General features: G+C 60.4%; 24 protein-coding genes and 8 pseudogenes. 7 read left to right on the top strand and 25 right to left on the bottom strand.

What is annotated here, in order from left to right:
* From ABUH87_RS04695 to ABUH87_RS04685, 3 genes and pseudogenes are all read right to left on the bottom strand, one after another.
* Positions 1–263 (bottom strand): annotated as a pseudogene (locus tag ABUH87_RS04695) (IS66 family transposase); the annotation flags it as partial.
* 78 nt (positions 264–341) lie between these two features.
* Positions 342–652, bottom strand: a pseudogene (locus tag ABUH87_RS04690) (IS110 family transposase); the annotation flags it as partial.
* Positions 653–782: 130 nt separating this feature from the next.
* The gene (locus ABUH87_RS04685; protein ID WP_367770294.1) at positions 783–1,646 is read right to left on the bottom strand and encodes a hypothetical protein; all 864 of its coding nucleotides are present in this window, start codon (positions 1,644–1,646) and stop codon (positions 783–785) included.
* A gap of 48 nt (positions 1,647–1,694) precedes the next feature.
* Between ABUH87_RS04685 and ABUH87_RS04680 the strand changes: the two genes are divergently transcribed.
* On the top strand, positions 1,695–1,937 hold the full coding sequence (locus ABUH87_RS04680) for an XrtV sorting system accessory protein (RefSeq protein ID WP_367770291.1): 243 nt from the start codon (positions 1,695–1,697) through the stop codon (positions 1,935–1,937).
* Here ABUH87_RS04680 and epsI read toward each other — a convergent pair.
* From epsI to ABUH87_RS04660, 4 genes and pseudogenes are all read right to left on the bottom strand, one after another.
* A complete protein-coding gene (gene epsI / locus ABUH87_RS04675) occupies positions 1,912–2,646 on the bottom strand; it encodes an exosortase-associated protein EpsI, V-type (protein ID WP_367770288.1) in 735 nt (244 codons plus the stop codon). The genes ABUH87_RS04680 and epsI overlap by 26 nt on opposite strands.
* Positions 2,633–3,535 (bottom strand): archaeosortase/exosortase family protein, encoded by a 903-nt coding sequence (locus tag ABUH87_RS04670; protein WP_367770285.1) that lies wholly within the window; start codon positions 3,533–3,535, stop codon positions 2,633–2,635. The genes epsI and ABUH87_RS04670 overlap by 14 nt, the downstream gene beginning before the upstream one ends.
* Before the next feature lie 361 nt (positions 3,536–3,896).
* Positions 3,897–4,484: an FxDxF family PEP-CTERM protein gene (locus ABUH87_RS04665; RefSeq protein WP_367770282.1), complete on the bottom strand. Its 588-nt coding sequence runs from the start codon at positions 4,482–4,484 to the stop codon at positions 3,897–3,899.
* Positions 4,485–5,034: 550 nt separating this feature from the next.
* A pseudogene (locus ABUH87_RS04660) lies at positions 5,035–6,203 on the bottom strand (IS3 family transposase).
* Positions 6,204–6,414: 211 nt separating this feature from the next.
* On the opposite strand from ABUH87_RS04660, the pseudogene ABUH87_RS18460 reads away from it, so the two are divergent.
* Positions 6,415–6,552 (top strand): annotated as a pseudogene (locus ABUH87_RS18460) (IS5/IS1182 family transposase); the annotation flags it as partial.
* A gap of 46 nt (positions 6,553–6,598) precedes the next feature.
* Here the strand turns inward: ABUH87_RS18460 and ABUH87_RS04655 are convergent.
* Positions 6,599–6,748, bottom strand: a complete 150-nt coding sequence (locus ABUH87_RS04655; RefSeq protein WP_367770279.1) for a hypothetical protein — start codon at positions 6,746–6,748, stop codon at positions 6,599–6,601.
* 69 nt (positions 6,749–6,817) lie between these two features.
* Positions 6,818–6,957, bottom strand: a pseudogene (locus tag ABUH87_RS04650) (transposase); the annotation flags it as partial.
* Positions 6,958–7,186: 229 nt separating this feature from the next.
* Here ABUH87_RS04650 and ABUH87_RS04645 point away from each other — a divergent pair.
* A complete protein-coding gene (locus tag ABUH87_RS04645) occupies positions 7,187–7,453 on the top strand; it encodes a hypothetical protein (protein ID WP_367770276.1) in 267 nt (88 codons plus the stop codon).
* 25 nt (positions 7,454–7,478) lie between these two features.
* Here the strand turns inward: ABUH87_RS04645 and ABUH87_RS04640 are convergent.
* The 13 genes and pseudogenes from ABUH87_RS04640 to otsB all read right to left on the bottom strand — a co-directional run.
* Positions 7,479–7,808: pseudogene (locus ABUH87_RS04640) on the bottom strand (Rap1a/Tai family immunity protein); the annotation flags it as partial.
* 283 nt (positions 7,809–8,091) lie between these two features.
* A complete protein-coding gene (locus ABUH87_RS04635) occupies positions 8,092–8,385 on the bottom strand; it encodes a hypothetical protein (RefSeq protein WP_367770273.1) in 294 nt (97 codons plus the stop codon).
* A 101-nt stretch (positions 8,386–8,486) separates the two neighbouring features.
* A pseudogene (locus ABUH87_RS04630) lies at positions 8,487–8,968 on the bottom strand (transposase); the annotation flags it as partial.
* Between the two features lie 279 nt (positions 8,969–9,247).
* A pseudogene (locus ABUH87_RS04625) lies at positions 9,248–9,749 on the bottom strand (transposase family protein); the annotation flags it as partial.
* 93 nt (positions 9,750–9,842) lie between these two features.
* Complete coding sequence (locus tag ABUH87_RS04620; RefSeq protein ID WP_367770270.1) at positions 9,843–11,984, bottom strand: GumC family protein; 2,142 nt, start codon at positions 11,982–11,984, stop codon at positions 9,843–9,845.
* Positions 11,985–12,038: 54 nt separating this feature from the next.
* Positions 12,039–12,731, bottom strand: a complete 693-nt coding sequence (locus ABUH87_RS04615) for a polysaccharide biosynthesis/export family protein (protein WP_367770255.1) — start codon at positions 12,729–12,731, stop codon at positions 12,039–12,041.
* A gap of 114 nt (positions 12,732–12,845) precedes the next feature.
* Positions 12,846–13,445 (bottom strand): thymidine kinase, encoded by a 600-nt coding sequence (locus tag ABUH87_RS04610; RefSeq protein ID WP_367770252.1) that lies wholly within the window; start codon positions 13,443–13,445, stop codon positions 12,846–12,848.
* Between the two features lie 31 nt (positions 13,446–13,476).
* On the bottom strand, positions 13,477–14,481 hold the full coding sequence (galE, locus tag ABUH87_RS04605; RefSeq protein WP_367770250.1) for a UDP-glucose 4-epimerase GalE: 1,005 nt from the start codon (positions 14,479–14,481) through the stop codon (positions 13,477–13,479).
* Positions 14,482–14,579: 98 nt separating this feature from the next.
* Positions 14,580–15,365: a sulfite exporter TauE/SafE family protein gene (locus ABUH87_RS04600; RefSeq protein ID WP_367770247.1), complete on the bottom strand. Its 786-nt coding sequence runs from the start codon at positions 15,363–15,365 to the stop codon at positions 14,580–14,582.
* A 288-nt stretch (positions 15,366–15,653) separates the two neighbouring features.
* Positions 15,654–15,902 (bottom strand): hypothetical protein, encoded by a 249-nt coding sequence (locus ABUH87_RS04595; RefSeq protein ID WP_367770244.1) that lies wholly within the window; start codon positions 15,900–15,902, stop codon positions 15,654–15,656.
* A 134-nt stretch (positions 15,903–16,036) separates the two neighbouring features.
* Positions 16,037–17,467: an alpha,alpha-trehalose-phosphate synthase (UDP-forming) gene (gene otsA, locus ABUH87_RS04590; protein WP_367770241.1), complete on the bottom strand. Its 1,431-nt coding sequence runs from the start codon at positions 17,465–17,467 to the stop codon at positions 16,037–16,039.
* A 102-nt stretch (positions 17,468–17,569) separates the two neighbouring features.
* Positions 17,570–19,372, bottom strand: a complete 1,803-nt coding sequence (locus ABUH87_RS04585; protein WP_367770238.1) for a glycoside hydrolase family 15 protein — start codon at positions 19,370–19,372, stop codon at positions 17,570–17,572.
* Positions 19,369–20,145 (bottom strand): trehalose-phosphatase, encoded by a 777-nt coding sequence (otsB, locus tag ABUH87_RS04580; protein ID WP_367770235.1) that lies wholly within the window; start codon positions 20,143–20,145, stop codon positions 19,369–19,371. Before otsB ends, ABUH87_RS04585 begins: the two co-directional genes overlap by 4 nt.
* Positions 20,146–20,275: 130 nt before the next feature.
* On the opposite strand from otsB, the gene ABUH87_RS04575 reads away from it, so the two are divergent.
* The 3 genes from ABUH87_RS04575 (at position 20,276) to ABUH87_RS04565 (ending at position 21,954) form a co-directional block, all read left to right on the top strand.
* Positions 20,276–20,845, top strand: a complete 570-nt coding sequence (locus ABUH87_RS04575; RefSeq protein WP_367770232.1) for a hypothetical protein — start codon at positions 20,276–20,278, stop codon at positions 20,843–20,845.
* A gap of 81 nt (positions 20,846–20,926) precedes the next feature.
* Positions 20,927–21,379, top strand: a complete 453-nt coding sequence (locus ABUH87_RS04570) for a Dps family protein (RefSeq protein WP_367770229.1) — start codon at positions 20,927–20,929, stop codon at positions 21,377–21,379.
* Between the two features lie 83 nt (positions 21,380–21,462).
* The gene (locus tag ABUH87_RS04565; RefSeq protein ID WP_367770225.1) at positions 21,463–21,954 is read left to right on the top strand and encodes an NUDIX domain-containing protein; all 492 of its coding nucleotides are present in this window, start codon (positions 21,463–21,465) and stop codon (positions 21,952–21,954) included.
* Here the strand turns inward: ABUH87_RS04565 and dinB are convergent.
* Positions 21,936–23,081: a DNA polymerase IV gene (gene dinB, locus ABUH87_RS04560; protein ID WP_367770222.1), complete on the bottom strand. Its 1,146-nt coding sequence runs from the start codon at positions 23,079–23,081 to the stop codon at positions 21,936–21,938. The genes ABUH87_RS04565 and dinB overlap by 19 nt on opposite strands.
* A gap of 141 nt (positions 23,082–23,222) precedes the next feature.
* Here dinB and ABUH87_RS04555 point away from each other — a divergent pair, with 141 nt between their 5' ends.
* The gene (locus ABUH87_RS04555) at positions 23,223–24,467 is read left to right on the top strand and encodes a multidrug effflux MFS transporter (RefSeq protein WP_367770219.1); all 1,245 of its coding nucleotides are present in this window, start codon (positions 23,223–23,225) and stop codon (positions 24,465–24,467) included.
* A gap of 19 nt (positions 24,468–24,486) precedes the next feature.
* Here ABUH87_RS04555 and ABUH87_RS04550 read toward each other — a convergent pair whose 3' ends face one another.
* Together ABUH87_RS04550 and ABUH87_RS04545 are read right to left on the bottom strand one after the other, a co-directional pair.
* Positions 24,487–24,633, bottom strand: coding sequence for a lmo0937 family membrane protein (locus ABUH87_RS04550; RefSeq protein WP_367770216.1), 147 nt, complete (start codon positions 24,631–24,633; stop codon positions 24,487–24,489).
* A gap of 68 nt (positions 24,634–24,701) precedes the next feature.
* Positions 24,702–25,679, bottom strand: a complete 978-nt coding sequence (locus tag ABUH87_RS04545; RefSeq protein ID WP_367770361.1) for a phytoene/squalene synthase family protein — start codon at positions 25,677–25,679, stop codon at positions 24,702–24,704.
* Between the last annotated feature and the right edge of the window lie 9 nt (positions 25,680–25,688).

The raw sequence follows: 25,688 nt of genomic DNA, 5'->3' as shown, positions 1-25,688 counted from the left end.
TACCGAAAGGCCTTCGCCAGATCCCCCTTGGTCGAGATACGGGTGAGTTGCTGCTCAGCCCACGCGTGCAAAGCCTCGTGCTTGGGTTTGCTCAGTTCCTGACGCACGGCGCGGCGGATGTCGGCAGGTTTGCCCGCGATCTCGCGCTCGATGTCGTAGAGCTGCCCGATACGCTCGAGCGCCTCGTGTGCGATCTCGGATTTCTGTGACGTCCAGATGTCATGGAAATCGCGCCGCCAATGGGCAAAGCAAGCTGGACGCCTCGAAAAACCTCTGGCGTTTGACGGGTCCAGCTGATTCACTGATCCGGCGCGACAGCGGAGGCAGCGATGGTGGGGCACCGCGTCCCGGCGATCTGTTTTGATCCGATCGCCAGGTCGACTGGGAATCAGCGACGGCGCGACCACAACGCACCTGTGGCCAGCGGTGGCGGCCTGACGCTGATTGCCGTAACCGCATGGTCCGGCCTCGTAGCAAACGTGGAGTTCGACCCCTGAGTCGCCGAGCTTGCCGAGCAACTTCGTAAGCGTCGCCGGCGAGTTGGCGATCTCCCATGCTCTCGCACCTTCCCGCGCTTGCCGTCCTCCGCCACCGCAACCGCTATCGTATTCTTGTGCACGTCCCAGCCGAAATACTTCACTGTCTTGGTCATTGTTCGCCTCCATGCAAAAGATCGCGCGGACCAAGTCGACGTGATCCCACCACTGCATATTACAAGACGGGCTTCCCCAGCCTCAGGTGAACATATGGTCTAGTTGTGTGAGTCAGCCTCAGCGCGCTTTTTATAAGGGGTCAGATTGTCTTTGCTGTCCTTTTTCGCGCGGCTTATATCTGGCAGAGTATTCGATATTTGCATCCTTCTTCCAAGATGTCATGAGCTGCTGTAGTTTCTCCGTTAGTGCGCTCTGCTGCATCCGCGCTCTTGCAAGCGCCAGTTCTTGCTCATGCGACATCTCTATACGCTCTTCCTTGTCCACTGCATTTGCAAGTGCCCGCCCGTTGGAGATGATCAAGAATGGCTCTCCTGGTTCAGCCGAAGCAATAGCCTTCAGGAACGGCTCTGAAGCAAGTGCAGAGTCGACTGTAGTGCTGCCCTCCTCGAACTTGACTCGGTGAGCCTGCAGGGCCTCTATCAGAGCTGTATACGACTTCGCAGCTTCCAGATCAGCACGAAGCTGGGGTGTTGTCGGTTCGGGAAAGACCACCTGTTTGAGCGTTATTCTTCTCCGGTTGCTTCCGATTTCCGGATGCTCATCGATAAAGGAATTTACATCTAATGTAGTTAGAGAGCTGCTAGAAGATTGAGAAAGTCTTTCCGCATACTGCCTAGCGAGTAGCATGTCTGCCAGTCTTTCAACTTCAAGTGTGTATTGCGGGCGCTGATCGAGTTTCTGTTTCTTTGCCTCCTCGATTATGAGCGATCGCTCAACCAAATTTTGGAGTGCACGATCTCGCGATAGTTGATTTTGTGATGAAGCGATCTCCATGTCTACTGCCGTCTCGGTGATTGGTTCTCCATTCACCACGGCTGCCGTTTGCCCCTCAGGCTGCCGATCTCCGCAACCTGACAGAGTCAGCGCCAGCGCTATGATCGCGGTGACGGGCTGCGAGCGTGACAATTTTCCGAGCGGATGAGGTTGTATCATGTTTGCTTGAGGCTTTCTTTGCGAGACGAACGAAGCTATGAAGATCGCATGGAAACTGTCTTCGACTGGCTAACGGTAGCCATCTTTGCGGCTATTGCTGTTTTGTTTCTGCAACGGTCGATGCAAGATGAACCAACCGACACTATGTGGCACTATCTGCCTCCGACCATAGGATGCGCTATCGCCAATCAGCTTGGAAACAACGGCTACGTCATTCTCGCGGTTGCGCTGATGATGGCAGTTTTGATGTATCTGGTCTATTTGCTCAAGCCGTTCCAATCCCACGATTAGCGGGACCAACGAGCAGGCCTTGACCGTTCGATCCTGACTCCTTCACCAGATCTGCGGCGAATGACTGCAGAATAGTAAGAGATTCAGAAATATTTGGTGAAATGATCGACATTCTGACTAGCGCGCCATCCGGGATTTTCCCTTTCAAAGCCTGTGTCGCGATCGTCCACCGCTGGTCATCCCAATCCACCGGAGTCTCGTTTCCGAAGCGTGTCCAATAGAGTACCTGCTCTGTTCGGCTATCTAATTTAGTAGTCAGGAAGCGTCCACTGACGCTTAGGCCCGGCACTATGGGAATCTCTACAACGTCGTTCGATATGATCGTAAAGCCAGATCCAGGGTAGCAGGACTCGGGTCTATGCACCATCAGCATGCTACTTTGCGAGCGTGCATATGCAACCAGCAACATGATCTGCTGGGATTTGCCATTTTGATATGTGCGCATCACCTGCTCGTCATAGATCGCGGCTGCTTTCCGCTCATCCTCCGGAGGCACGACGATGTCCTCAGCCGATGGTATTTCAACCCATTCACCCACAACTTTAGGAAGCACGTCTTGTGAGTTGCCTTCAGCAAGCCCGATAACGGGCGTACGTGGCAACCGCGCGAATGAAACGGCCGCTGTTCCAAGTATTAGAGAGCCGAGTATAAGCTCTCGGCGAGTAAGGCTAGGATCAGAGGCGTAGATCGACCTCCTATTTTCTCTCACGAATTCGCCTCCTTAGTGCCTTAACCAAGGGATGTAGCGCTGCATCAAAACCTATTAAGATCAGAATCGCTACACCAAAAGTGAATATACCTCCATAGTCATGGCTAACCTGGAATGCGGCGCCGTCCCCGAACCAGTACGTCACCAAGATTAAAGCGATAATCCTCAGAAAGTTTATGAACATAGCAAAAGGCAAAATCAAAACGCCCATGATAGCAGCGTAGCCCACATCTGCTCCGTGACGAATATAGATATAGAAAGCGCCTATCGCTGTTATGCCAATCATCGAGTATAGACCCGAACAAGCCGCGGCAACTTGGAGTTGATAGAAGCCAATAAAGATGGTTGCGCCCGCTTGAGCAACTGGCAGTCCCATGTGCCCGAGGAGGTCGACCGCCCATCCCGAAAGCGCCGCCTTTATGGGTCTAGTGCCCACAAAGATCCAGTTCTCCGGTGGCGAAACGATGAAGCACAGGTAGAAGATGTGAAAGCCAAAGCGGGCGACTACTTTCGCACCTAAAAACAAGTAAGCGGTGGTCACGCACACCGCGATGGCGCTCAGGCCTTCAGCCATCATTATGCCTGAGACCCGACCCACAAAATAGAACATCAGTGCAATCAGGAGTAACGCGAGCCCAGGGATCATCGGTGGTACCGCGCCTCCCTTTAGTCGATCCTTGTCATACCATACCAGCCAGAGGCCGGTCGCTAGTACGATTGGGCCGTGGGCGCCAGCTTCTGTCGTCCAACTTACCTGAGCAAGCCTGAACAATGTTGGAACTACGAGAGTTGCCAAACCGAATATTAGCAGAAGCCGTCCAGCGAATACTTGCGGATCCGCTGGTAATTGGGGGCTTTTTCGAGTGTGCTCGGGAGATACTGGACTCATCGCAAGTTGCCGAATGCAGGTCGCGCGTTTGGCCCTTTGACGGATAAACCTTGTGATAACCTGCTGGTCATCTGCATACACGCTCCGCTCGGCAGAAATTCCAGACGCTGCAGATTAGGCCATCTGGCTTACGTCGAATCAAGCTTTGGACTGTTCGTTTGGGAATGCAATAGGATATCGGCCGAGGTGCAACCTTTGCCATGCATCAATCGATAGCTGTCCCACGGTCCAACTAAGGCTTGTTGAGCTGCCGACTATTTGCGAGACCTCGTAAAAATAATTGAATTGCAGAAGGTGAAAAAGCCGCCGAGCATCCTCGGCGGCTTTTTTTAGCTCCCCTGAGACGGAGAAAGGAAAGATATTAAGCGTACTTCACCCGCACAGTGGGCTTCCGTGACCTGCGTGCCGCAAAGCCTACGGCGCCGACGCCGAGGATCATAAGAGCCCAAGTCGAAGCTTCTGGGATCGCTGTCGCGAAGCTTACAACACCTGAATACGTGCCAGTACCGTTGGTAGTGCCGATTACCTGAATCTTGTTGAAGAAGTCGGGATCGCCAATCACCGGAATGGCGCCCGACAACAACAACTGACCAGTGGGCGAAGACATGATATCAGCAGCGCCGTATGTGAACACCCCACCAAGCGTGGTGATGATGACGTCGGTGATGGTGATCTTGTTGGCGTTGCTCGTGAAAGTGGTGCTGAGCGATCCGCTGCCCGTTCCTGAAAGGGGCAGGCGGAAGAAAAATGTGTCGTTAAAGCCTGGAGCGGTGACAGTGTTGTCGAACTCTGCAGTCACCGACGTAAAACCAGGGGCAGCGCTCTTGGTGGTAAAACTGCCGCTCGCTGGGTTGGCAGGATTATCAATATAGAAATCCGCAGCGTTAGCGGCGGGAGATACTGCAAGAGCCAGTGCAGTTGCTATACCGCTGAGCGTGAATTTGTTCATAAATCCTCCTTGATATACGAGTCGTCAGTTCGAACTAAAACTTACCCTGCTCCAAAAAGTTTCAGAACAGACTTACTGCACGCTGGCGACTTATTCCTGCCTGATTGTCACTTCAAAGCAGCATGACGCTCTTCAAGACCTTACGCGACCATTTACCCAATTCGTGGTGGACTGATAAACCACGCGCTGCCGCAGTACAACCCGAAAACATGGGGTGCGGCGAATCGCTTCCGAAGCTGTTTGGCGTAAAATTAACTGCTTCCGTCGAGGCGGATGTCTCGATATGAGACGGGGACGCGTGGTGGGCAGATAAGGCTCTAGCTTAGGCCACAGGTCTGTAATTGCAGAGCTTGGCAGTGTTGATCCCTTGAGGGTTTCGTGGATCTGTCCGCACTGGCCGGACCGGGGCCTGGTCGTGCTGTATCGGGTCTCACAGAGGCGAACGTTGCATTGACTCGATGCGGGCTCTGAAGCCCCTCTGACCACCTTCGCAGATCGTTCGGCCCTGCGTTCCCTTGACGGTCCCCCACTGAGTGGTCCGGCTTGATTGTTAGTGCATCGTCGCCTCCGTCGCCAGTGTTGGCCATAGGTGGAGCGGAGCGGAGCCGGAGGGCGACACTGGCGACTGGACGGCCTCTGGTGCTGGGGGCCGATACCCCAGCGAGCTGTGGGGTCTCACCGTGTTGTAATGGCGCCGCCAAGCCTCGATCAGCACCTTGGCCTCCGCTAGGGTGTAGAAGATCTCACCATTGAGCAGCTCATCGCGCAGCGAGCCGTTAAAGGATTCACAGTAGCCGTTCTCTCATGGGCTGACTGGCGTGATGTAGAGCGTCTTCACTCCGATCTTTGCCAGCCACTGCTGGACAGCCGTGGCGATGAACTCGGGACCGTTGTCAGACCTGATATGCGCTGGCGGGCCACGCGTGACGAACAGCTCGGCCAGTGCTGCCAGCACGTCCTCGCTTCTGAGCCGCCGTGCGACCGGCAGGGCCAGACATTCCCGGCTAGCCTTATCAATGATCCACAAAATGCGGAACTTGCGGCCATCGTGCGTTCGACCCTCAACGAAGTCGTAGGACCATACGTGCCCTGGATACTCGGGTCTCAGCCGGATGCACGATCCGTCATTGAGCCAAAGCCGTGAGCGCTTCGGCTGCTTTTGCGGAACCTTGAGTCCTTCGCGGCGCCAGATGCGCTCGACCCGCTTGCGGTTCACACGCCACCCGGCCTCGCGCAGCAGGGCCGTGATCCGGTGATAGCCGTATCGGCCATATTGCCGGGCCAGCTCGATGATGTCTTCGGTCAGCCCCGCTTCATCATCCGCGCCCCGCGGCACCTTGCGCTGCGTCGATCGATGTTGCCCAAGCACGCGGCACACCCGTCGCTCGGACACCACCATCTTTGTCCTGATATGATCGATGCAGCGCCGTCGGCGCGCGGGGCTCAGTAGTTTCCCCGAGCAGCTTCCTGCAAGATCAGCTTATCGAGCGTCAGGTCCGACATCCCACGCCGTAACCGCGCAATCTCCCGCTCGAGATCTTTCGTTCGGCGAGCCTGATCCAATCTCACGCCGCCATACTCCTTGCGCCACCGGTAATAGCTCTGCTCGGTAACACCGATCCGGCGACACGCGTCTGCAACCGTGCCGCCCTGCGCGAGCACGATCTCCGCCTCACGCGGCTTGCCAATGATCTCCTCAGGCTGGTGCTTCTTGCCCATTCCCAAACTCCTTCATGATCCAAAATAACAGAAGTTTTGGACCACTCAGAAGGGGGCAGATCACCCTCTCGGGACACCGCCCTCGGATCAGCTTTGACGCTTCACCGCTGGCAAACAGGTTTTACCCTACCTCGCGCCTGGACACCCGCAAAAACCTCTCGCTTTGAGGCCCTTCCTATGATTCATTCGGTGCATTGGACGGGGAGGTTTGATGCACCCACGCAGCCTGTTTTCGCTAGCGGAGCACCTGGAGCGGCTGAGCAAGGACGGCGATCCGCTGGAGGTTTTCGCGAGCACGGTAGAGCTTGAAAGTTTTCGGCCGCTGTTGACCAAGGGGCTCGGCTACAGCGATGGCACCAAGGGCGGTCGCCCCGCCTTCGACCCGGTCGCGATGTTCAAGGTGCTGTTGCCGAATAGAGCAGATCCAGAAGAGCGGCGACAGGAGCCCAGTCGATCAGCTCGCCAAATTCGTCCAGCGACGCTCCGGCCGACCGTGCACGTCCAGCAAAACCGAACCGCTCCTGACCAATCGAACAATGCGACACCTGCTGCTCTCCCTCTGCGGAAAAGCCATAGAATCAGCAATCAACGAACGTGTCTACGCTCACCCGCGCACAAGCCTCATTACGCCATTTGCGCACCGTCTCATCGCTGATGCCGTAACGCTTGGCGACGATGCTGGCGGCTCGACGGAGCTTGCAATCTCTGCACGCACCGCTGGCGTCGTTCGGCCTTGGGGATGGATCTGCGGCATTACAGGACCTCACCGATCAAAGCTTCAAAGCGCCACGCGTACTCCGCGATGGCCCATCTTACCTGATCCCGATGACCTTCCGCAACCAGACAGCTAGTGAGGAGCAGGGGGGTAGGGCGAGGGGCGGAATAGGCGCAACGGTCCAGCTAATTAGGCGAGCCTTAACCAATCGAGTTAAAGCCATGGCAATCCGTGCACGGCATACCGCTGCCTGTAGCCGGAGAACTTTATGTACGCCCAGCGGAAGATCGACGTCGATATCCACGAGAGGTGCGACGACGAACGGGAGCATCGCCTCGGAGGTGATAGCGGTTACATCGCCGGCAGTCCTTCCGCGAATGCCCATGCTCGCGCGCTGCAGCAGAGACTCGTTGAGGCTTATGGTGAAGTGCGTGCAGAGGAAAAGCTGCCGATCCGCCAGCGGATGGCTGTAATTGCCGGAGCGACAAGCGCTCTTTGGCTGCTGGTTGGAGCTTCTATCTACGCGGTGCTCTGACCTTCTGGGTCACGTCCTTTGCTGGCTATTTGCTGTTTCTCGCGGCCTTCGATGGCGGTGCCGCTTTCGCAGCTGGAGGAGTGGCTTGTCTGGCCGCTGGAAGGCAGGGGTAAGTTTCCTTCAAGGCGACGACATGAACGGAAGCCGCTTGCCCCCTACGGATGCTGGCAAAGGTGTCCAGATACGTGAGGAACGAAACGCGCAGCTCACTTTGTGACACTCCCACTGGTGCGCAGAACTCCTTCAGGCCGAGCCAGACCTCGTAAGCGCGCATCGCATCGTGCTCGGCCGCGATATAGGCGAAGCAGTAGGAGATGTCTGCGGGGGCGCCAGCAACGGTACATCGCGCGGATAGCTCGCTGGCAGTAAGTTATCCGAGGCCGCGTTGACACAAGGGATTCCCACGCGTGCAAGGTTCTGATTCATATGTGGACCTCGAGTAATCGCGGTCTGAGTCGAGCTGATGACAATGTGCCGCGGTCCGGGTGACCGTCGCGGTGACGCGCTGGCCTGACACATCGAGTTAGTCCGGCACTCGCCGGAGGCTACTGTCGCCCTCGGGCGAGGGTATAGGTGACTGCGCGGTACCGGGCCTTGGGTGCGCCACGAACGCAAACCCGTTGTGGACCTTGCAGCACCTACGCTTCCGGGGCGGACCAGATGTTGCGGCGGCCAATGCCGACCGCGTAGAGAACCGTGACCCGGGCGTAGTAGATGGAGCAGGGCTTGACGAAGGCGCCGCGATTAGAAAACTCCCCCTTGACAACGGCATTTTGTCGGGACGGGTTTGATCGGTTGCTTTCATAATGTCCGGCCTGTTTGTGCGGCATTCTTGCTGCCGCTGACGCCAGCTTGATCACAGCCGACGCGCTCACCTCGAACCGTGCCGCTGCATCCCTCGCCGAACTGCCTTCCTCGACCGCGCGGACCAACCGCTTCCGCAAATCCTGGGACAAAGGTATCGTCATCACAGCCTCCCTGCTCAACCGGTACCCTAGACTCAGATCACGTGAATACGTGCAATCTCAAATCGCTCTAGCCGCGTCCTGTCCTGCACAAGATGCTCGCGCTCCCGATTGATACACTTGCGGTCTTCTTCCTCAGGCTAGGGCACCTGGACCATGCTGCAGATCTGACTATCGCCGCTAACTAGGCGGCGAGCACCCGCAAGAGTCCTTCGGCATCGAGGCGATCGGTCTTAGCCCGCTTCGCTCGTGGGTTCACAAGAATGCTGGTCGGCTCGACCACGTAGGTCGGAATGCCATTGTCTGTCAGCAGCCGACGGATCCAGAATCCGTCTCGCCCTGCCTCAAAGCAGCAGGTAATCGGCACCGGAGATTCGAATACCGCTTGATGTGAGCGAAGCCTGTCGAAAAGCGTCAGCAGCGCAGCCGTGTCGCCCGCGCTGATCCGATGCATGCGGCTTTTCTGGGCGCCGGCTGATCGCGTGCCGACCAGCCATACTGAATTGCTCAACTCTAGTGCAACAAGGGTAGTATTGCTCTGGAACGCCAGGATGCGGCTCCCTGGTATGAGGACGCCGCCATAGTGAACCTTCCTTCACTCGGTGTCCGTCCTCATAGCACCTGCCACCACAGCTCTATACGGGTTCCTTTGGGGAGGCGCCGCCGGAATTTGCGCCAGACGTTCGGGGAAGTCTTTCTAAAAATGGCGATGTCCTCGCTGCGCTGACCATGATTGCGCGGTCGAGCCGAGAGCTTGCGGTAGCCCATCCAAGGCGACCGCATTGGCGGCGTTCTCAGGGTCATATACCGCGAGATGCACGAAGCGCTAGCAGCGGTCGATGGCAACGTAGAGAAAGAGATAGCGCTTGCGCAGTTCGCCGTCGACAGTGCGCAGCTTCGGCAGATGTTTGACGTCGATATGGACGAAGCCGAGATCATAGTGCCTGAAGTGTCCTTGGCCCTTGGCAGGCAGCAGCTTCGGCTTTTCCGGGCGGCGGTTGAGGCCCCCTGCCTTGAGGACGCGGTAAATACTGTCACGGTTGAGATGGCGCAGAAAGTGGCGCAGCACGAAGGTCAAGTCGTCGATCAAAGCCTGTAGAGCAACGAACCGCGCAGGTGATGGCACGCTCCTCCTCGGTTACTCGCAAGGCCAGGCGCTTAGGACGACGTGAACGGTCCCGACATGCATGCTCGCGGCGCTTACGCCATTTGCGCACCGTCTCATCGCTGATGCCGTAACGCTTGGCGACGATGCTGGCGGGCTAAACGGAGCGTGCAGTCTCTGCACGCACCGCTGGCGTCGTTCGGCCTTGGGGATGGATCTGCGGCATTACAGGACCTCACCAATCAAAGCTTCAAAGCGCCACGCGTACTCCGCGATCGCCCGTCATACCTGATCCCAATGACCTTCCGCAACCAGACAGCTAGCCCTGTGTGGCGTTTGCAGAACCGTAAAAATCGCCAGCTTCGGTGTAGCCGACCTTCCGCGCGTTGTACTTGGTCACGATGCAGCCCACGAGATTGCCGTGAGCCCTGCTCAGGCGCGATACGGCGGCTCGGGCTTGCCCAAAGTGTGCTGCACCTGCCTCTGTCACGAATGCCGTGGCCGAGGCCAATGCCGTGAGCCTCGCAGCCAATGTCCAGGCTGTAACCGGCGGGCCGTCAAGTATGACGATCTCGTACTCGCCTGCCAGCCTGTCGAGCAGCTCTTCAAGCGCCGGGCGCATGATGAGCGCACCCGGATTAGGCGCGCGGGGCCCGCTTGCCAGGAAGTCCGGCAAACCGTCGGCCCCTTTGACGATCGCGTCTGCCGCCGCAGCTTTGTTACCAAGAACACTCGTCAGGCCCGGTGCGTCGAACGCGACGTTCAGGAAGTGATGCAACGCCGGACGCTGCAGGTCGAGGTCGACGAGGAGAACCTTTCGCCCGAGTTGGGCTAGGTCCCGAGCCATAACGAAGGCGGTGACGCTCTTGCCTTCGCCCTCTCTGCTGCTGGTGATCAGCAGCGAGGATGGTAGCTCCTTACTGGATGACAGCTCCAGCGCGGAGTGGTCGAGATAATAGGCGCGTTCGGCGGATTGCCCGTGCATCGCCTCGTGCAGACTGTCACCGGTGTATTCCGGTACAACGCCCAGCAGCGGGAGGTGCAGCTTGGTCTCGACGTCCGTCGGATCGAGGATCGTGTCGTCCAGCTTTTCGTGACCCAGAGCGTACAGCACCGCCAGCAGCAGGCCGCCAGCCAGCGCAGCGAGCATGGTCAGTAAAGGGCGGGGTGAAATTGGTGTCAGGGGCGGTTCGGCAGTATCGATCACGCTGATATTGCTCGATCCGGTGGCGGCGAGGCCGGTCAGCTCGGTGTAAAGGCGCAGCAGCCCATCGTGGGTCTGGCGGTTCGTTTCGACTTCCCTGCGCAGACTGTCGTAGCGAACACTGCGATCCTGCTGGGCAAGAATATCCCCGCGAAGTGCGCGCGCCTGTTCGGACAGCGCCTGCTCCTGCCGCTGCCGGGTCAGATATTCGTCGCGCACGGAATTGCGAATGTCGTCTCCAAGGGCGCGGAGCTCCCGGTCAGTTACCGCCAGTTCGGCCATTGTCCGCTGAACAGTGGGATGATCCGGGCGCATGTGCTCACGCATTTGTCCAAGAGTGCCCTTCAGCTCCGCTTGCCGCTGCAGGAGCTGTTGCATCGCGGGGTTCGACAATGCTTCGCTGAGGGAAGTCGCGGGTGCGTTCTGGGCCTGCTCCCAACGCTGCTGCGCCTGAATACGTGCGACCCGCGCGTCTATGAGAGCACTTTTCAACTGCGCCAGGTCCGCTGTGATCAGCGATCCTGCCGCACTGCCGTCAGCATTTCCGCGAGCTGTCGAGCCGGGATCGATGAGTTGAGAGGCGCGCACGTAGTTGACCAGGGCGCGTTCTGCCGCGTCGAGGCGGTCCTTTGCGCGGCTGAGCTGTTCCTGGAGGAGCTTGCGTGGGTAATCACCGGCAGACACGGCGCGCTCGATGTTGGCGGCCGCATATTCCTCGGCGTAAGCGTTTGCCACTTTGGCGGCAGTCTGAGTGTCGCGGCTGCGGAACGCGATTTGCACAATTTGAGAGTTATCGCGCAGGTCCACAGACAGGTGTTCGCGCAAGGCTTGCACAACCTGATCTTCTTGTTCGGCGGCCGAGGCGCTCGATACGTTCAGTGGTACTGCGGCGCTGAATTCATCGGAGTTAGCGAGATCGAGCCGCGCTGCCACGCGTTGTGCCATGGCGCGGCTTTTGAGTACCTCGACTTGTGTGTGGAGGTAGCGCTCAACATCGCTCCCACTTCGCCGGTGACTCTCGTCAGAGCTGGCAAGAGGCGCGACCGGAGCCTCTACCTGCACGCTTGTGGTCGCCTGATAAACGCGCGGCATGAACAGCACGAAGGCAAGGCCGATCAGAAGGGATGCCGCGACGATCAGCAGGATCGCGACCCGGTTTCGGTAGATCAGCGCCCAACTGGTGCGGAGCCGCGACACCGGCGTGGCGAAGGGCCGCTTCGCGCGCTCGGTCGTGACGGCGCCATCGCCGTCCGCCACGGGTCCATTCCGAAATTGTGCAGGTGCACGACGCATGAGATCGGTTGTCCTGCCTTAGAACAAAGTGAAAATGTTGAGCATCGGCGTTGCTCGAAGAATGTCGCGGCGTAGTTCCTTGATGCTGGAACTCCCCACCACCACGACGTCACCGGCCTGAAGCGCCGGATCAGGATCCTCGCCCCGGCGGATACGGTTCAGATCGAAAAGGGCCGCATGCCGCTCGCCCTCGATTGCGCGCAGGACGACGACTTGGCTGAGCGAGGCAGTGTAACCCTCACCGCTCGCAAGCGCGATCGCGTCCAGCAAGGTGGTGGTCCCGCGAAGGGGATAGATGCCAGGCTTTTGAACCGCGCCTTGCACGTTGACATTGTGCGATGCCGACTGGGCGATGCTGACCATCACGCGGGGGTCTACATAGTACCGGAGATAGCGTTCGCGCAGCACTTCGGACAACTGCGCCGCAGTGAGCCCTGCCGCACGCACCTGGCCGATGAGAGGCAGGGCCACCGTGCCGTCCGCACCCGCCGCCACGTCGTTGCGGGAGATGTCGGGTTCGTAAAGAACCTCGACGTTGATGCTGTCTTGAGCACCGATAACGTAATCGGTGGCGACCGCGTTTTGCGGATCCGTAGCGGGAACGAGGCTGTAGGCGTCGCTCCCCGTCAGGACGTTGGGACCGCGTAAGCTCGGTGCGCAGCCCGTCGCCATCAGAAGACACATGATTGTGGCGGCCCCAGGTCGCTTCATCCAGTCATGTCCTCGCTTGTTTCCCGACTTTCCGCACGGGCAGCCTGCCCGGTTTCTGCTCCGGACCGGTAGCGGCAATCCGCAGGGTTGCAACTGTTTGTCAGCACGATGGCCTCAGTCCGTCTTCAGCGGCGACCAACCGTTGCGGGCCATGGCGAAGTGCATGCGGCACAAAGCAACATAGCGCTCGTTCCCGCCGATCAGCGTCTGGTCACCCTCATGGATTGCCTGCCCTTCCGCATCGACGCGCAAGTTCATCGTTGCCTTGCGGCCGCAGTGGCACACGGCCTTAAGCTCTACCAACTCATCTGCTATCCCGAGCAGGGTCGCCGATCCGGGAAACAGCTGTCCCTTGAAGTCGGTGCGCAACCCGAAGCACAGAACGGGAATGCTCGCAAAGTCGGCCACGCGCGCGCATTGCCAGACCTGCTGGGGCGAGAGGAACTGCGCTTCATCGATCAGGACACACGAAAGCGGAGCTGCGCCGTGGCTGGTCGTAACGGCTGTCCAAAGATCCGTCGCGTCATCGAAGCGATGGGCGTCCGCGCCCAGCCCGATCCGGCTTGCGATCGCGTGGTGCTCACCGCGTCCGTCGAAGGCCGCTGTCCAGAGCATCGTCGCCATCCCGCGTTCGCGATAGTTGAAGTCCGCTTGCAGCAAGTTGGTAGACTTGCCCGCGTTCATGCTCGCATAATAAAAGTACAGCTTGGCCATGAGGGACGTTTGCTTTGTGCAGCCGAGATGCTCAGGCGCCGCCGCGCAGGCCAGTCAGCTTGCGCTCCCACGCAAGGGCATGGCTCACGATAGTCTCAAGATCCGCATACCGGGGCTGCCAAGGCAGGGTAGCCTTGATGCGACTGTTGTCGGAGATCAACGAGTCCGGATCGCCCGCCCGCCGGTCCTGCAGGCGCCGGTCGATAATCTGGTTGGTCACGCGGTCCACAGCGTCCAAGACCTCCAGGACCGAAAAGCCGCGGCCGTATCCGCAGTTCATCGTCAGCGACCGTGCGGGTTCGGCGATCAGCGCTTCGAGCGCCAGGACGTGTGCTTCGGCAAGGTCCGTCACGTGGATGTAGTCCCGCACCCCGGTGCCATCGGGCGTGTCGAAATCGGTGCCGAACACGCCGACGTACTCACGCTTGCCCAGAGCGGCTTCGACGGCCACCTTGATGAGGTGAGTTGCGCCTGCGGTGGACTGGCCGGTGCGCGCCTGAGGGTCGGCGCCCGCGACATTGAAGTAGCGAAGCGCGCAATAGTTCAATGCGTGCGCACGCGCCGTATCGGCCAGCATGAACTCGGTCATGAGTTTGGACATGCCGTACGGATTGATGGGCGCCTTGGGGCTGTCCTCCGTCACCGGCGAGACCTCTGGAACGCCGTAGGTCGCAGCGGTTGAGCTGAAGATGAAGTGCGGAACGCCGGACGTGACCGCCGCTCCGATGAGAGCGCGGGTCTTGGCCGTGTTGTTGTGGTAGTATTTCAGCGGGTTTTCTACCGATTCCGGCACGATAATCGAGCCGGCGAAATGCATGATCGAACCCACCTTTTGCTCGGCGAAGATGCGCGCAAGCAGAGCGTCGTCTTCTATGTCACCTTCATAGAACGGTACGCCTTCGGGAATGGCAAAACGAAAGCCGGTGGTCAGGTTATCAATCACGCAGACCGGCCAGCCTCGATCCACAAGGGCGAGGACAGCGTGACTGCCGATATAGCCGGCACCGCCGGTTACCAGCACGGGAGGTCTTTGCATGGCTTCGATCCGTCAGGCTTTTCCCGGCCGCCCCGCGCGCCCGGCGGTTTGCTTATGTTGAGGCCTTACTCAAATGGCAACAGCCGGTTGGTGGCCGCTCAGGCAAGAAGCATTTTCAGTCCCGAAAAGCCTAGCATCCCTGCAAGGGTGATGCGCACAAGCGTCTCACTCACGCGCCCAGCCGCGAGTGAACCGGCGATCACGCCGGGGATAGAACCGATCAGGAGCATGCCCAGCAAGGACCAGTCCACGTTGCCCAGCCAGGAATGTCCCACCGCGGCGATGAGGGCGAGAGGAATGGCGTGAACGATGTCTGTCCCGACAACGGACTTCGCATTGAGCCGCAGCGGGTAGATCAACATGAGTATCAAGGCGACGAGTGCTCCGGCACCAATCGACGTCAAGGTGACGAGGCAGCCTACGACCACACCTGCAATCACCGTCAACGCGACCTGCAGTGCGCCGATGCGTGGCCCGAGCAGCACTCGTAGCCGGGTTACGGGCGAATGAATGATGTGCTTCATAGGGACGATCACGGCCGTGAGCACCAGCATCAAGCCCAGTAGCTTCATCAGTAGCCCGGCATCGAGTTCGCCCCCGTGCTCTGAGCCGAGATAGATCACCGTCACGATCGCGGCAGGCACGCTGCCAAGTGCAAGGCGAGCGATGACTCTCCAATCAGGCGAGCCGAAGCGCCGGTGCACGATCCCGCCTACGGACTTGGTGAGAGTGGCGAACCAGAGGTCCGTTCCGATCGCCAGGGCCGGTGCGAAGCCGAAGCCCAACACGAGGATCGGGGCCATGAGTGAGCCACCGCCCACACCGGTCATGCCGACGAGGAAGCCGACCAGCGCGCCCGCCAGTGAGTAATACAGTTCGCTCATGCCGCCTGGCGTTTAGCAGGGGGGCAATAAGGATGCTCGGGGTGATCCTGCTCGCGCCTGCAGATGCGGGACTTGGGGGCAGTGGGCAGGGGCACGTCTTTCCATCGCTTGTGAGCCCGACGCTCTTGCGCCAAGCTGGCCAGATCAGGCGCGAACCGGTCAGCGTATTCCGCTGTCTTCCGCCCCGCTCCTAACTTGCCATCCCGTGGACGCGTGGCAAGCGATTTTAAGATCAAGCGCATGCGCAGATGGGGGGCACCTCGCCGCCGACCACCTCGAATGGATTAGTCAGCCTTGAGTGAAGTGGGCGATGATCCGCTGATCCAGCGGCTCACGGAAGCGCGCGCGGTAGCGCCCGCCCGCGTTCTTCTCGGTCGTCACCGTAAAGGGCCCGACAGCGCCAATCCACAGGTCCAGTGGACCGTCGATCAGGCAGTCGCTGGCCTCAGGCTGAAAATCACAACCATCGCCTCCCAGTGCCGAAATCGTGACGGGCACGCGCGTAAGCCCGCCGATGCATTCGCCGTAAATAGCCATCAGTAATCCTGCACCCCAGATGCGGGGCTTCCCAAGTTCGGGTCGTTTGCAAGGGGGGCACGAGCGGCGCCCTTGCTTGCAACGCCTTCTTTAAATGCGGATTATGTAAGGACGGTTGCAGCCTGTTGCAATTGCTACGAAGTTTCGTCGGCGGCAAGAAACGGCTCGGCGTGAGACGGTTCTGTCGTGCGTTTGCCCTGAAGAGTGGCGACAAAGGCTTCGCGCCAATCGACGACATCTTCTTCACGAATGGAGTTCAGCAGAGCCTGATGGCGGCGGCGGCGTTCCTCGAGCGGCATGCGTAACGAGCGTTCGATCGCGTCGCTCACTTCCTCCGTGCTGTGCGGATTGACCAGAACAGCATCTGTAAGTTGCAGGGCGGCGCCTGCGAACTGCGAAAGGATCAGCACGCCCGGGTCTTCCGGGTCCTGTGCGGCAACGTACTCCTTCGCAACCAGATTCATGCCGTCGCGGAGGGGTGTGACGAGCGCGATGTCCGCCGCGCGGTAGAAGCCGGCGAGCTCAGTCCGGCGATAACCGCGGTTTACATAGCGGATCGGCACCCACGCCACGTCTGCATGCGCTCCGTTGATATGTCCCGCCTTACGTTCCAGATCGTGGCGGATCTGCTGATAACTCGCCACGTTTTCACGGGATGGCGGCGCAATCTGCAACAGCACGACGTCCTTTGCCATGTCCGGGTTATCGGTGAGGAAGCGGCCAAAGCTGTCGAACCGCTCACCCAAACCCTTGGAGTAGTCGAGCCGGTCGACGCCGATCAGCATCTTGCGGCCGCGCACGCTGCTCTTCAATCTGTCGTGAGCCTCACGCGCCTCTGCGCTGCGCGCGCCCTCGGTGAATTCCTCGTAGTCGATGCCGATCGGGAAAGCGCGAGCGAGGATCTGCCGACCCTGGTATTCGATCGTGCCATCATCGGCGACTGGCAGTCCCATTTCTTTTTTGACGTAATGCGTAAAGCTGTCGAGCCACTCTTCGGTCTGAAATCCGATGAGGTCGTAGTGCAGCATGGATGCCACGAGTTGCTCGTGATTGGGGAGCGAGACAAACAGGCGCGTGGGTGGCCAGGGTATGTGCAGGAACATGCCGATCCGATTGGTGACACCCTTTTCCCGCAGCATCGAGCCGAGTGGAAGCAGATGGTAGTCATGCACCCAGACGAGATCTTCAGGCTCGATAAGAGGCGCCACGCTATCGGCGAAGCGTGCGTTTACCCGTTCGTACCCTTCATCGAAACTCCGGTCGTATTCGGTAAGGTCGATACGATAGTGGAACAGCGGCCACAGAGTCCGGTTGGCGTAGCCGTTGTAGTACTCGTCAATATCCTGCGGCTCGAGATCGATCGTCGCCGTCGTGACGTCACAGTTGCGCTGCATGTCCAGATGACCGGTGAATGTCTCGGTCTCCTTGCCGGACCAACCGAACCAGATGCCCCGGTGTTCGCGCAGCGCAGCCGAAAGGGCGACGGCGAGCCCACCTTGTGCTCCGGCAGCGCCCATCGCCTTCGGGACTGAGACCCGGTTCGAAACGACGATCAGCCTGCTCATTTCAGTCCCCTTGCATATCAGCGCAACAGCCCTTCGCCGCCGTTGCTCTTCTATGGAAGGCGAGGGCACCGGCAGCTGTCGGAAAATCAAAAACGGTTCCGACTACCGCCAGTCGCGCCATGACCGTGACAACAGTCCGGCACAGTTAATGATACCCACAAGCGAATAAGTTTGCGGAAAGTTCCCCCAAAGTTCGCCCGTTTCGAAGTCCATGTCCTCGGAGAGCAGGCCCGAAGCTGTGCGATGGGCTAACATGGCCTCGAACAGCGCTCGCGCCTCTTCATCGCGCCCGTCGAGATGCAGTGCCTCGATCAGCCAGAAGGTGCAAATGTTAAACGCTGTTTCTGGCAGCCCGAAGTCGTCCTCGTTTGCATAACGCAGCATGTGTTCGCCACGCCGCAAAGTGCGCTCAACCGCCTGCAGGGTGGCCTGGAAGCGAGGATCGTCGGCAGCGACGTAGCGCAGCTCGACCAGCTGCAGCAGACTTGCGTCAAGCTCCTTCCCGCCGAAGGTGGCGGCGTAGTGGCCGCACGCCTTGTGCCACGCTCCGTTCTCTATGTTGCTTCGGATCGTGTCGGCCCGTTCTCGCCAGACAAGTTGCCGATCGCCCAATCCCAGCACCTGGGCCGCATTGGCCAGCCTGTCGCACGCCGCCCAGTTCATCACCGCCGAGTAGGTGTGAACTGCGGTGCGCGTGCGCAGTTCCCAAAGGCCTGCGTCGGGCTGGTCGTGCATTTTCCAGGCGAGCTCGCCCACTTTCTCCAGGCTTATGAAGTCTTCCACGTTGCCCATGCGCAGCAGGCGGTGGTCCGAAAAGGCCTGAATGTTGGGGATGATGATCTGGCCGTAGCAATCGTGCTGCACCTGATAGTAGGCGGCGTTGCCCACTCTGACCGGACCCATGCCCCGGTAGCCGGGCAGGGCTTCTGCCTCCCACTCGATGATCTCCCGTGCTCCACTGACGGAGTAAAGCGGCTGGATCACTCCGGAGTGTGCATCGTCGACCAGATTGCGCAGATAGGCGAGGTACTTCTCCAGCACGTCCAGAGCGCCGAGCCGGTTCAGCGCCTGCACGGTATAATACGCGTCGCGGATCCAGCAGTAGCGGTAGTCCCAGTTTCTCTGAGTGTTCGGCGCCTCGGGTATGGAAGTGGTGAGGGCAGCGACAATTGCGCCGGTCTCCTCGTGCTGACACAGCTTGAGCGTGATCGCTGCGCGGATGACCGCTTCCTGCCAGTCGATCGGCGTGGCCAGGCCGCGCACCCAGTGCTGCCAGTAGCTCTCGGTCATCCGCAGCATCGCGTCGAGCTCGTGGCTGATGTTGCCAACGAAGGGTTCATCCGGTCCGAGGAAGAAGGCCAGCTGCTTCTCAATCCGGAATGCCCGTTCGTCCAGGATGTAGCCGACGGGCGCGTTGGTGGTGAGACGCAGCGCGTGCCGGTCGTTCAGATAGCGGATGTGGTTCGTCCCGTGCGTGAGCGGGGCTGTTTGCGAGCCATAGCCGCTCATGGGCGTGAGCGTGATCTTCAGTCTTGGTGAGCCGGAAACCGGTCGAACCATCCGCGCAAACGCGACCGGGCGGTACATGCGGCCCGAGCGTTCGAAGCGCGGGCAGAAGTCGAACACATCGACCTTCCCGCCGCTCTCGTCTTCCAGGCGGGTGCGCAGGATGGGCGTATTGCGCACGTACTCCTGGGAAACGGAGACCTGGTTTTCCAGGCTGAACCGCCAACTGCCAAGGTCCTGGCCATTCTCCCCGCGCAACAACGCGCAAAAAGCGGGGTCGCCGTCTACACGCGGGACGCAGCCCCAGACCAGCGCCCCGCGGCGGTCGATCAGGCCGGATACCTGGCAGTTGCCGATGGGCCAGAGTTCGAGCGAGGACTCCGGGGCAGTCGTACTCAAGCTGCATTCTCCAACCAGCGGTGCACCGCCGAAACATTCTCCAGGCGCCACAAAGCAGCCGTTGCGCGCATCGCACCGACGAGGACGCCCCCGCCATCGAACTGGCGTACGGCAGCAAAAGCGTCTTCGTCGGTCACGTCATCTCCGATGAAAAGGGGGCGAGATCCCGCAAAGGGTGCGCGTTCCATGAAATGCCTGACCGCGCTGCCTTTGTCCGATCCCGGCATCGCGAGTTCGACCACCATCTTGCCATGCTTGATCGCCAGTCCGTGTTCCGCGCTCAGGGTCGTGGCGAAACCGACCAGTTGCTCTGCAATCTCGGGGTGATTGCGGTAATGCACGGCAGCGCTGAATGGCTTTGCTTCGAATACCAGACCGCCGTTTTGCTGAGCAAAAGAGGACAGGGCAGCACTCACCGCCGGCGGCAGCGGCTTGGCCAAGGGTTGGACCTGGGATGAACCGGCGGGACGGAATTCCCCGCCATGGGAACCGGCCATGCCGATGGGGAGGGGCCCCAGAAAATCGTCCAGCATGGCAAGAGAACGGCCGCTGACCACCGCAAGCCGTCCGTCCAGACGCTCCGAGAGGGCAGTCAGCAGATGGGGCAAGGCGGGAGCCACCACGATATCCTGGGGATGCTCGGCCAGTTCCACGAGAGTCCCGTCGAAATCGAGAAACAGGGCAGTTCCCCTGCCAGTATCGAGTTGGGGTGGAGCGGAGAGAGCAGGTGCGGGGCCGTCGGCTGGCGATATGCTAGGTGATAGGATCGTCATCGCCCCTTCAGTGTGGCATTTTGCATGCCGCGCGCAAGACTGCATCTAAGTGCGTCCCCCGCGCACACGTCGAACGGGCCGGAGGGGAAGGTGGTTCCACCGATGGTTGAATTGCGCAGCGTGCAGGCTCATGCTTGCAGCGATGGGGGCTTTCTATCTTGCGCTGATCGCAGTCTTGCTGTCAGGCATCGCCGCGCGCGATCAGGTGACGATTGCAGCGCTGACGCGCAGGCAGGGAAAGCGTTCAGGCGTTCTTGTCGTCAGCCTGAGCTTGGCGGCGCTCACTTGTGCCGGCGCAGCTTACGCGGCAGATCAGGTGCTTGCTATCCTTGCGCCGCCAGCGCGGCCTGTGCTGGCCGCCATTGCGTTGGGGTTGGCGGGGCTGGAATCGCTTCTTCTTTCGCCTCGTGCCGACCCGCGTGAGCCGACCCGTTCGCTTGGTGCTCTGGCAATCGTGCTCACCGCACATCAACTCACGGACGCCGCACGCTTCACGCTTTTCGGCGTTGCCGTGGGGACGGGGGCGCCGTTCGCAGCGGGGCTGGGGGGCGGCTTGGCTGGCTTGTTGCTGGTGCTCGTCGCCTGGACTTACCCCCAGGCATTCCCCACTCGGGTGGTAAGCGTATTGCGCCGCGTAGTCGGCGGCTTGCTGCTGCTGGTAGCCGTCGCCATGTTCCTGAGAGTTCGTGGCTTACTGTAATCGCCCTTTTGCGCCGAACTCCCATCTCTCAGAGCGGTTATAATCGTATCGCGTCATTCACGATAACCGGAGGCACGCAATATGACCAACAACGCCAAGGCAGCTTTGATCGACAGTCTGAATGGACTGCTGGCCGATGCTTTCGCCCTCTATATCAAGACCAAGAACTTCCATTGGCACGTGCGCGGACGCCAGTTCCATGATCTGCATCTGCTGTTCGACACACAGGCGACCGAGGTTTTTGCATTAACCGATCTGATCGCCGAGCGGGTTCGCAAGCAGGGTGGCACCACTTTGACCAGTCCCGGCGCGATTGCGGCCAAGACCCAGATCAAGGCGCAGGACGATACCAGCATTGATGCCATGGCGATGGTCAAGGAGTTGGCGGAGGACAACGACACTTTCATCGCCAAGCTGCGCGAAGTGAAGGCCGCCGCCGAAGAGGCAGGAGACAACGCCACTGACGGCATCGTTGACGATTGGACCGATCAGGCCGAGCAGCGCGCCTGGTTCCTGCGAGAAATCCTGGCCTGAGACTCTTTCGGTGCCGGATGTCCGACGTCATGGAGGCCGATGATGCGGCCATCGCGCATCGGGTTTGAGAGGCGAAGGATAACATGCTCCACCTGATCCCGGCGCCACTGCATCGCTGTCTCTATCGTCTCGCGCACCTTGCGCGCTCGCTGTGGTGGCGTACGCTACGGCCGACGGTTCATGGATGCAGGGTCATCGCTCTCGACGCTGACGACCGGGTGTTGCTCATTCGGCAGACGTACGGCTCACCTCACTGGGTCGCGCCCGGCGGGAGCGTTGCTCGCCGGGAAGACCCTGTCGCCACGGCACACCGGGAGCTCGCCGAGGAGACCGCCTGCACATTGACTGAGGCGTTGAAGGTGGCGGAGGTGGTTGAACGGCCTTCGGGTGCGTACAACGTCGTGCACGTGGTAGTCGGCCGTGCCGCTGGTGCACTGCGGCCCGATCTGCGCGAAGTGCAGGAGGCGCGCTGGTTCGCGCTCGACTTGTTGCCCGAAGACCTCTCTCCTCGGGTGGAAAGAGGTCTCAACGGATGGATCGCCGCGTGGCGGGCAGCTCAAAGCAGCAGCAACTGACCGTCTGTTCCTCCGCCTGACTCGGCCTGTGGCTCGCGTTGCAGCGAGGACAACGTGAGCCCCATCAGGCGTACTGGCTGGGGCAGCGGCATCATCTCCTCCAGCAGGCTGCGGCCAAGAGAGGCGAACATCGCCTTGTCGGCCACGCAGGGGCTTACCGATCGGGCTCGGGTGAGAGTGCGGAAGTCGGCATAGCGCAGTTTGAGCGTGACCGTTCGGCCTTGCACCGGGGCGCCGGGTGCTCCCGCGCGCTCGATCCGCTCCCAGACGATATCGACGATGCGATCCATCGTCCCGCGCAGTTCATCGGGGTCCACGATGTTTTCGAAGAACGTCCGCTCTCCGCCGACAGACTTGCGTTCGCGATTGGCGCGGACCTGCCGCAAGTCGATGCCTCGCGCCGCGCGAAAAAGGTATTCTGCGAAGCTGCCGAAGTGCGCGCGCAGAAACGGGAGGTCGTGAGCCGCCAGATCCGCACCGGTCCTGATGCCCAGCGCCGCCATCTTCTCTGCGCCGCGAGGGCCGACGCCGTGGAAGCGGCTGACCGGGAGCGATGCCACGAACTGCGCGCCTTCCCCGGGCCGGATGACGCAGAGTCCATCCGGCTTGTTCTGATCGCTGGCCAGCTTGGCCAGAAACTTGTTGTAGGAGACACCCGCGCTGGCGGTGAGCTGGGTTTCCTCGCGTACGCGCCGCCGGATCTCTTGTGCGATGCGGGTTGCAGAACCAATGCCCCTCAGATCGTGCGTGACATCCAGATAGGCTTCGTCGAGCGAAAGGGGCTCCACATGCGGGGTGTAGTCGCGGAAGATGGCGCGGATCTGTTCCGACACCCCTCGATAGACGTCGAAGCGCGGCTTACGAAACAGCAACTGCGGGCAAAGTCGCACCGCGCGGGCGGAGGGCATGGCAGAGCGCACGCCGAATGCGCGCGCCTCATAGCTGGCCGCAGCGACCACGCCGCGCCCGGATGAGCCGCCAACCGCCAGCGGCTTCCCACGAAGCTCAGGCTCGTCGCGTTGCTCGACGCTGGCGAAGAAGGCATCCATGTCCACGTGGATGATCTTGCGCAGACCGGCCTCGTCGCTGGCCTCCTGATCCACGCTGATCGTCTGCGAAGTCGCCATGGGCGTGCAGGATAGCGCAGCTTGCGAATCCGCCAAAGGGCCGAGGCCGTAATGCCGTGTTGTTATGCGCTTTTTCGGAAATCGTGCTTTGCCCGGAACTTGGGCTGGCAAGACTTGCGGCATTGCGCCATGAGCTGCCGGATGCGCGCTCGCCAAAATCCTCCAAGACCTTTCGGCGAAGTCGAGTTCGTCTGCCTCATGGCGGCTATCCAGGCGCTCCAGGCGCTGGCGATCGACGTCATGCTGCCCGCACTGGGCAACATTTCCCAGGATCTGGGGGTCACCGATCCCAACGAGCGTCAGCTTGTGATCGGCATTTTCCTGATCTTCAGCGGCTTGGGCTCGCTTTTTCCGGGAGCGCTGGGAGATCGTTTCGGAAGAAGGCCGGTGGTGCTCACCTGTCTGGGCGTCTACGTCGCGTTGTCTCTGGCTTCTGCACTGGTCACAGACTTCACGGCGCTGCTGATCCTGCGGGCGGTGCTGGGCTTTTTCACATCCGGGATGATGGTGATGCCGATGGCGATCATCCGTGATCGCTTTTCCGGTGACCGAATGGCACGAGTCCAGTCACTGGTCGCGATGACCTTCATGGTCGTGCCCATGCTGGCGCCCACGGTTGGGCAAGCCGTGCTTCTGGTTGCCGACTGGCGCTGGATATTCGGGGTCATGGCCGGGCTTGCGGCAGGCGTGGCGTTCTGGACCTTCATGCGCCTGCCTGAAACGCTCCACGACGATCACCGGCAGACAATCATGCCGCGCACTATCCTCATCAATATGGTTGCGGCGGTGCGCTGCCGTTCCGCCTTGGGATATTTCCTGGGTGCGTCCTTCGTGCAAGGGGCGCTGTTCGGCTACATCAACAGCTCGCAGCAGCTGATCGCAGAGCACTTTGGCGCTGGCGTGCTGTTTCCCTTCGTATTTGGCGGCATGGCGCTGGTCATGTCGGGCACCAACTTCGTCAACTCCCGCATCGTGGAGCGATTTGGCGCCCGGCGGGTATCCCACACCGCAACGATAGCTTACGTGATCGTGGCCGGCGTGCACCTTGTGTGGGCCATGGCTGGTGAGAGCCTGTGGGTTTTCGTTCCCCTGATGACGATCAGCATGTGCCTCATGTCTTTCATCGGTTCGAATTATCAGTCGATCGCTCTCCAGCCCTTCGCTCGCACGGCCGGCGCAGCGGCTTCGGTGATGGCGTTCGTACGGCTTCTGCTCGGCGCTACGCTGGGCACGCTGATCGGTCAGGCTTATGACGGCACTGCAAGGCCTCTCCTGGCAGCGATGACCCTTGCGGGCCTGATCGCTCTGGCTCTCGTGCTCTATTCAGAGCGTGGGGTGCTGTTCCGCCGGTTGAACGCGCCCTCCCGCCCGACGGTCGGAGTGTAAGAAGCCTCAGGAGAGGCGACTACATTCGGCGGCCGCGAAAGAGTTGTACCAGCCCGACAATAAGGGCGATCACCAGCAGAAGATGGATGATGGCGCTGCCAACCTTGAACACCACAAGGCCGAGTAGCCAGAGCAGGAAAAGTATCGCCGCTATCGTATAAAGCATGTCCAGTTCCCTGTTTGCCTGTGAGGCTAACGCAGGGGCCGCTTCATTGCTCCGGTCGATGCATAATGTCAGATCTGCGTTTTGATCCGACCCGGTGTTTGCCCTCTGGCGATCGCGGCAAGTTCCCTTCGTGACAGACGCGGGACAGGAGCAGGAGCAGGGCGATTGCGTGCGGCCTCGACTGCCGCGGAGAGCACAAGGCTCATTTTTTGCGAACGTGTCGTGCGCACCCTATGGTCCCAGGCATGGGCGCCGCGCTGCTCCACCTGGCGCCCGATCGCGCCATAGATGTTCGCTGCGGAGAGGATCGCCCAACGTTGGCGGAAGGGCAGCCGCGCCGCGCCTACACGAGCCGAAGCCTCGTAGCTTCGCGCCAGAGCGCATGCGCGCGACACGATGCGCACCAGCGCTGCGCGGTAGTGCGGCTTGGTGAGCTCTCCGGGAGGAATGTCCTCTTCGACGTTCCATTCGATGGGAAGGTAGCGCCGATCTGCCGCGTCGTCCTCGAGCACGTCGCGCACGATGTTGTTGAGTTGGAATGCGATTCCGAGGTCGCAAGCGCGGTCCAGCGTGTCCTCATCGTCCGCCGGAACGCCCATGACGGTTGCCATCATCACGCCCACCGCCCCCGCGACGTGATAGGAGTAACGCAGCAGGTCGGTTTCGCTGCGTGGCCGCCATTCCGCCGCGTCCAGCGCGAAGCCGGCAATGACATCCTCGGCCATTGCGTGGGTGACCGGCACCTCTCGAGCCAGTTGCCCCAGCGCGTCGAAGGCCGGATTGCCGGTCCAGGCGCCCGAGAAGGCAAGCTCGGTCAGAGTGCGGATGGTGGGCAGCCGCGCTTCGGGGGCAAGAGCTTCTCCCAGTACTCCGCCGTGATCCTGTGCGTCGGCAAGGTCGTCGCAGGCGCGGCACCAGGCGTAGAGCAGCCAGACCCGCTCACGCGTGGTGCGATCGAACAAGCGGCTCGCGGCGCGGAAGCTGGCAGAACCCTTGCGGATCGACTCATGCGCTGCCCTTACGAGTTCCTCGCGCGTGCGCGGCAGGGCTACTTC

The sequence above is a fragment of the Novosphingobium rhizovicinum genome, assembly GCF_040813635.1.
Taxonomy (GTDB): domain Bacteria; phylum Pseudomonadota; class Alphaproteobacteria; order Sphingomonadales; family Sphingomonadaceae; genus Novosphingobium; species Novosphingobium rhizovicinum.
This window is presented reverse-complemented; position numbering and strand designations above follow the sequence as displayed.

Bases quoted from the DNA above. Each gene is read 5' to 3' on its own strand.
- ABUH87_RS04685 (WP_367770294.1), bottom strand. From the start codon at position 1,646: ATGATACAACCTCATCCGCTCGGAAAATTGTCACGCTCGCAGCCCGTC.
- ABUH87_RS04680 (WP_367770291.1), top strand. From the start codon at position 1,695: ATGGAAACTGTCTTCGACTGGCTAACGGTAGCCATCTTTGCGGCTATT.
- ABUH87_RS04670 (WP_367770285.1), bottom strand. From the start codon at position 3,535: ATGAGTCCAGTATCTCCCGAGCACACTCGAAAAAGCCCCCAATTACCA.
- ABUH87_RS04665 (WP_367770282.1), bottom strand. From the start codon at position 4,484: ATGAACAAATTCACGCTCAGCGGTATAGCAACTGCACTGGCTCTTGCA.
- ABUH87_RS04645 (WP_367770276.1), top strand. From the start codon at position 7,187: ATGTACGCCCAGCGGAAGATCGACGTCGATATCCACGAGAGGTGCGAC.
- ABUH87_RS04615 (WP_367770255.1), bottom strand. From the start codon at position 12,731: ATGAAGCGACCTGGGGCCGCCACAATCATGTGTCTTCTGATGGCGACG.
- ABUH87_RS04610 (WP_367770252.1), bottom strand. From the start codon at position 13,445: ATGGCCAAGCTGTACTTTTATTATGCGAGCATGAACGCGGGCAAGTCT.
- galE (WP_367770250.1), bottom strand. From the start codon at position 14,481: ATGCAAAGACCTCCCGTGCTGGTAACCGGCGGTGCCGGCTATATCGGC.
- ABUH87_RS04600 (WP_367770247.1), bottom strand. From the start codon at position 15,365: ATGAGCGAACTGTATTACTCACTGGCGGGCGCGCTGGTCGGCTTCCTC.
- ABUH87_RS04595 (WP_367770244.1), bottom strand. From the start codon at position 15,902: ATGGCTATTTACGGCGAATGCATCGGCGGGCTTACGCGCGTGCCCGTC.
- otsA (WP_367770241.1), bottom strand. From the start codon at position 17,467: ATGAGCAGGCTGATCGTCGTTTCGAACCGGGTCTCAGTCCCGAAGGCG.
- otsB (WP_367770235.1), bottom strand. From the start codon at position 20,145: ATGACGATCCTATCACCTAGCATATCGCCAGCCGACGGCCCCGCACCT.
- ABUH87_RS04575 (WP_367770232.1), top strand. From the start codon at position 20,276: ATGCTTGCAGCGATGGGGGCTTTCTATCTTGCGCTGATCGCAGTCTTG.
- ABUH87_RS04570 (WP_367770229.1), top strand. From the start codon at position 20,927: ATGACCAACAACGCCAAGGCAGCTTTGATCGACAGTCTGAATGGACTG.
- ABUH87_RS04565 (WP_367770225.1), top strand. From the start codon at position 21,463: ATGCTCCACCTGATCCCGGCGCCACTGCATCGCTGTCTCTATCGTCTC.
- dinB (WP_367770222.1), bottom strand. From the start codon at position 23,081: ATGGCGACTTCGCAGACGATCAGCGTGGATCAGGAGGCCAGCGACGAG.
- ABUH87_RS04555 (WP_367770219.1), top strand. From the start codon at position 23,223: ATGCGCGCTCGCCAAAATCCTCCAAGACCTTTCGGCGAAGTCGAGTTC.
- ABUH87_RS04550 (WP_367770216.1), bottom strand. From the start codon at position 24,633: ATGCTTTATACGATAGCGGCGATACTTTTCCTGCTCTGGCTACTCGGC.